Genomic DNA, 5,375 nt, shown 5'->3' with positions numbered 1-5,375 from the left:
TGAGTAACGCACAGAAAACGGGTTTCTCCGAGAAACCCGTTTTCTACTCATGCACTCATGCAAAAAGGGGAATAAATAATCAGTCTTTAATAACCAGATTTAGTATAATTTAAATACGCGGGCAGCTGATTCTTTTTTCACTCTCTCCCTTCAATAATTTTAATTTCTTCCTCGCTTAATCCATAGAGTTTATAAACAATTAGATCGATCAATTCATCGGTGGTGCTTAATTGTTGTTTTAGGGGCAAAAGTTTATCGAGACTGGTTTGATATTCTTTTTCTAGGGTTTCCTGTATTTGACGATCTAACAAGTTAACGCTAATTTTCTTTTTGTTCTTTTTCAGTATCTCCCACAGTTGATCGCAGCTAAGATGAGGTTCGCTTTTTTGGTAGTCACCGAGATAGTTTTGGATTTTTGATTTGTTGGTTAAATTATCGATCGCACTGCCGATTATTCTCTCTAAATATCTCAAAAAGCTTTTGATTTCTTTTTGTTTTTCCCGATTTATCTCGATCATCTGTTCTGCTAAGTAGGACAGAATATCATGGACTATATCGGTTTCCTCTCTCCTAATATGCTCCTCGATTTCTTTTAATATCTCTTGCTTTTCTTGATAACTTTTGATAAGTTTCTCTAAACACTGTTGACGGCGATCGCTATTGGTGTTAAAAGATATTTTTCGGATGGGTATTTTTTCTAAATAGCTTTTATTCATGTCATCAACTAAATAGTCTTCACACCAAAAATTAAGTAATTTAGAGCTTAATAAGGTAGATGCGAAAAGCAAGTTATCTTTTTGGTTAGAGTATGAAATAATAATTTGAAGCGTTTTCATACCCGCAGAGTTATCTCTAGGATCAAAACTACAAACTATTCTCTGTTTCCAGCGTAGCTTTTGAATGCGAATACACCATATTTTGGGACATGAATAAAATTTTTGCATCTTAATAGGGGTTAATTCACTAGATTTAATTAATACCCCGTCATTAATTTCATACCGATTAATATCTTCTGGAATGACTATCATGAAATTACCCTTTGGATCAGGGGTTAATTTTTGTTTACTTCCTTCTTCTCCTCTAGAGATTATAAATTTCAAAGAGCTATTTCTTAATGTCTCTGAGTTATTTTCTATTTTTTGAATAATACTTTGTTCACATCTAGAGGCATTATAACCGATAATATGATCCTGTTTTCTTGCCCATTGTAATTGTGCCGATTTGGTATTCTGCGACCATTCTTGAAGACCAAATTTTTCTAATCTTTCTTCCACCGAGACGATAAATCTACTAATTTTTTTATGTTGAATACGGTGATATTTAGATGGTTGTTGATGTGTGACTATTAAAATTAAACACCATGTATCTCTGACCTCTTTAAATACTGGTCCGGTTTCAATTAATTCTTCAATTGTACTTTCAAAAATTAAATGTTTTCGCAATTCTCTTAAATCTTCTTTGCGAAGTAAAGTATCAGGGATAATATGACCACATCTACCATTTTGATTAGTTCTAATCATTGATGCTTGAGTAAATAGTGCATAAGAATCAAGGTTATTTAAGCTATTAATTTTAAAATAATTTTGCAAGAATTTCTTTTCTTCTTTACTAAGAGTACAACCCCAAGGAGGATTACCGATTACAGCATCAAAACCGGGGTTATCCTTCCAAGAAGCGGAATCAAGATCGATAAAAACTTCAGGAAATTCCAGATCCCAATGAAAAAAGCGCTTACTTTTATATAAACTAGCTGCTTGGTCTAAAATTCCTTGATCTGATCGGGGTAACTTATCCCAATTAATTGCCGATATATTACCACCGTAGCGCTGCAGAAACTCGATAGCAGTTTTAACCCCAAAAAAGCGAGAAAGGAAAACATCTAATAAACGCTTGTAGGGTTTAGCTTGACTATCAAAATCACGGAATAACTGTTCACTTGTTTCCACTTCAGCAAAAGTCGCATCGCTGAGGGTACTAATTCCCCGCATAATTTCTGCTGCCCGAAGTAACCCAACAAAAGGGCCAGTTAAAAGAGTTAATTGACCACTTTCTTCCTCGATCATAGCGGCTTCTGCGTCCTTGGCGGTAGTTCCGATCAGAGAGTTCCCACAACGTAAATGATGATCCAAAAAACTCAAAGGTGCGCCCACTGTGAAAGAATGTAACCAGAGACTAACTTTGGCCAATTCTACGGCCATCGGATTGATATCCACCCCATAAATACAGCGCTTCATCACCACTCTCTGTAATAATTGCGTGGGTTCAAGGGTGGGAGAATCGAGAATAATTCCCTGTTGTTGGAGATTGTCGATAATGTTTTGTCGGGTGGTTTCCAACATGGTTAAAACGGGATTATCTTCGGGATAAAGATTGAGAATCTGGATTAACTCATCGGTGAGATAGTCCACTGCTTCTACTAAAAAATGTCCGCTTCCCATGGCGGGGTCACAGAGTTTAAGATCAAGTAAGGTGGTGATCGCTTTTTTTTCTAAGCGTTGTAGCTCTTTTTCTAATCCCTGCTGACTGAGATTTCCTAAACGTCTATCGCTGCTTTCTTGTCTTCGGGTGGCGATTTCTGTCATCACATCCCCGAACTGTCGCGCTCTTTGCTCTAAAATTGGTTTGAGGGTATGGCTGACAATATATTTAACAATGTAATCGGGAGTGTAATAGGAACCGGTGGCTTTTCTTTCTCCCCGATCATTTTCCAGATGCACCGATTCCCCCTCAATCACGATGCGATATTCCAGTAATCCCTCGTAAATTGATCCTAACTGTCGCACACCTAAAAAACTATAGTCGATCGGCTGTCCCTCAAAACGTGCTAACTTGTCTAAAATGGGCGCTAAAACCGCATCGGATAACTTATATTGACCGAGAAAACAATTCACCCGGCCTTCTTCCATGTCAAATAAACCCCCGTTGTAACGAGGTACGGCTAAATTAGCATCCCCTCGATCGACAATGCGAAATAAACTGAGGAGAGCATCGTATATTCCCGTCGAGGTGCCACTAAAGACCTGCTGACGATCGATTTTAACGGCAATTTCTCGCGTCTTTTGCAATAAGCTGTAATCGCGATAGTCTCCCCTCACCGGCAGCAAGTCCCGCGCTTCTGCGTAGAGCAGAAATAATAATTTATACAGCAGGGATAAACTCGCTTCGTACAATAAATCTGGCTGTATGTCTGTATTTAATGATACAAAACCTTGAGAAATATCGGGAAAAATGCGATCGAAGACTAACTCTTTTAACTCGTTACCCACTCTGGTGGCATAGGTGGTACTCTCCTCCCGCACCCGTTCAAGGAAATTCTGACCGTGAATATCCTTAATAAAAGCCTCTTGACGGAAAAATAACCAGAAATACGGAAATTTTTGCCGGTCTCCCCCTTCTAATAGTTCCATCAAGTCCACTAGATAAAATTCCGTGGCTGTGGAGGACGCTTGACGATAATATAAGCGCCATTCTCGACCATTGGTGAGAATACCCCAATCTACTCCCGTCCCCGTGAGATAATTGGTGATCTGAAAGGAAGGATTACTATTTTTCCAGATATCTCGCTGATCATTCTTAGAAACGTCACTAAGAGAACGTTGCCAGTATTTGGCCTCAGCGATCGCTAAAACTTGACTATAAAAGGCTCTTTCATTATTCTGGAGAGCATAGGCTTGATAACGGTCATTTTCTGTGGCAAATAGGGCATAATCTGGCCTTTCTGACCTTCCTTTTCCCCTACTGCTTACCTGCGGTATATAACTAAAACCGAGAATTTCTAGAATCGGTTGTATTAATTCTGCTTCCGTTTGCGCTTCGTTAAGAGTCGGCAAAATCGCCTTTTTTTGTTGATAAAGACTCTCTAAGCGGGAAAATGCCACGGATACATCCTCTTGCCATTCCCCAGAATCCGGCAGCCGATGCTCAAGATAGTGTTGAGAAAAAAGCGGTTTATTGCTTGCTTGTCCTGACATGGGCAATTATCCTAGCATTGAGGGTATCTAGCCTAAAAATGAAGGGTTCGCAGGCAGGCACGGATTCCCATTATACAAGAAGTATAGGGCAAGTCTCCGATTTTGTCAAGGGTTTTGGCCAAAAAAAATCGCCAAGACTTACCACAGCCGCAGGCTTGAATCGTAACTTATATAATGGGGATAAAAATTAAAATCCTTTTGATTTCAAGCTACCGACTGAACTGCGGTAGTCATCGATAACTGATAACTGGTAACTAAATGACCCCCCAAGCAATCCCTAAACTCAATCATTTGCCCTCTGCCCTAGCCAGAGAGGGAGCCGTCTGCCTAGAATTAGAAGATGGAGTTGCTATATTTCGAGCTTCCACTGCCGTTCAGACTCGGATTGAAGAATTACTGCAACTAGAGAAAGAATCAGCAATTACCCCCGCACAAAAGCAAGAACTCGATGCCTACGAAGAAATTGACGACTACCTCAGCTTTGTCAATCGTACCTTGCGGAATCTCAGCAAAAACCCCTCTTGATGTCTAAAAAGTTTTCCTCAGTTATCCAATCAGAAATTCGCGTCCGCGCCAATTATTTATGCGAGTATTGCCATGCCTTAGAAAAATGGCAGTATGTTGCCTTTACGATAGACCACGTCATTCCCTTAACTCAAGGAGGAGATGACAGCTTGGATAATTTGGCCTTGGCTTGCTTTCACTGCAACCGTCGCAAGGGAAATCTGGTCTCTATCAAAGACTTAGCTTTAGGGGAGGACATACCTCTGTTTAATCCGAGAAGGGAGCGTTGGCAAGACCATTTTATTTGGTCGGCAGACGGTCGAGGAATTATTAGCTTGACGGCAGTGGGAAAAGCCACGATTGCAGCTTTAGACTTAAATCGAGAGAGGGTAATTGACATTCGCCAAGCTGACATACTTCTCAAGCGACATCCACCGCCGGGAGATCCCATCCAGGAGAATGTCGATTAAATTAGCAATATTGTCGGTAAATTTGCGCTTTATCAATGTTCTGACTTTGCTAGGACAGTAATGCAGTGACTAACAGACAAACAAAGGGAAGGGAAAATGAGCGAAATGAAAAAGCCCTATCATGATCAACAGGTTATTATCGTCTCTGATTCAGAGCAGGGTATCTAGCCTAAAAATGAAGGGTTTGCAGGCAGGCACGGATTCCCATCATACAAGAAGTATAGGGCAAGTCTCCGATTTTGTCAAGGGTTTTGGCCAAAAAAAATCGCCAAGACTTACCACAGCCGCAGGCTTGAATCGTAACTTATATAATGGGGATAAAAATTAAAATCCTTCTGATTTCAAGCTAAGGACTAGACTGAGGATGAAGAAATTGATGATAGTTCCGTGAATGTGATTAAAGCGAGTCGCAGTGAATCCGCTCAGTCTA

General features: G+C 40.2%; 3 protein-coding genes. 2 read left to right on the top strand and 1 reads right to left on the bottom strand.

Annotated elements, in window-relative coordinates; translation table 11 throughout:
• Positions 1 to 137 precede the first annotated feature (137 nt).
• Positions 138 to 3,971 carry an Eco57I restriction-modification methylase domain-containing protein gene (locus IM500_RS16915; RefSeq protein WP_287739091.1) on the bottom strand — a complete coding sequence of 1,278 codons (3,834 nt, stop codon included), beginning with the start codon at positions 3,969 to 3,971 and terminating at the stop codon, positions 138 to 140.
• A 258-nt stretch (positions 3,972 to 4,229) separates the two neighbouring features.
• Between IM500_RS16915 and IM500_RS16910 the strand changes: the two genes are divergently transcribed.
• Positions 4,230 to 4,496 carry a hypothetical protein gene (locus IM500_RS16910; RefSeq protein ID WP_002773197.1) on the top strand — a complete coding sequence of 89 codons (267 nt, stop codon included), beginning with the start codon at positions 4,230 to 4,232 and terminating at the stop codon, positions 4,494 to 4,496.
• Complete coding sequence (locus IM500_RS16905) at positions 4,496 to 4,945, top strand: HNH endonuclease (RefSeq protein WP_287739086.1); 450 nt, start codon at positions 4,496 to 4,498, stop codon at positions 4,943 to 4,945. The genes IM500_RS16910 and IM500_RS16905 overlap by 1 nt, the downstream gene beginning before the upstream one ends.
• The last annotated feature ends 430 nt before the right edge of the window (positions 4,946 to 5,375 follow it).

It is taken from the genome of Microcystis sp. M179S2 (assembly GCF_020245805.1).
GTDB lineage: Bacteria > Cyanobacteriota > Cyanobacteriia > Cyanobacteriales > Microcystaceae > Microcystis > Microcystis aeruginosa.
Note: the sequence above shows the minus strand (reverse complement) of the source record. Positions and strands in the feature narration are given on the sequence as shown.

Excerpts from the sequence above, each read along its gene's own strand:
- IM500_RS16915 (WP_287739091.1), bottom strand. The coding sequence starts at position 3,971 with ATGTCAGGACAAGCAAGCAATAAACCGCTTTTTTCTCAACACTATCTT.
- IM500_RS16910 (WP_002773197.1), top strand. The coding sequence starts at position 4,230 with ATGACCCCCCAAGCAATCCCTAAACTCAATCATTTGCCCTCTGCCCTA.
- IM500_RS16905 (WP_287739086.1), top strand. The coding sequence starts at position 4,496 with ATGTCTAAAAAGTTTTCCTCAGTTATCCAATCAGAAATTCGCGTCCGC.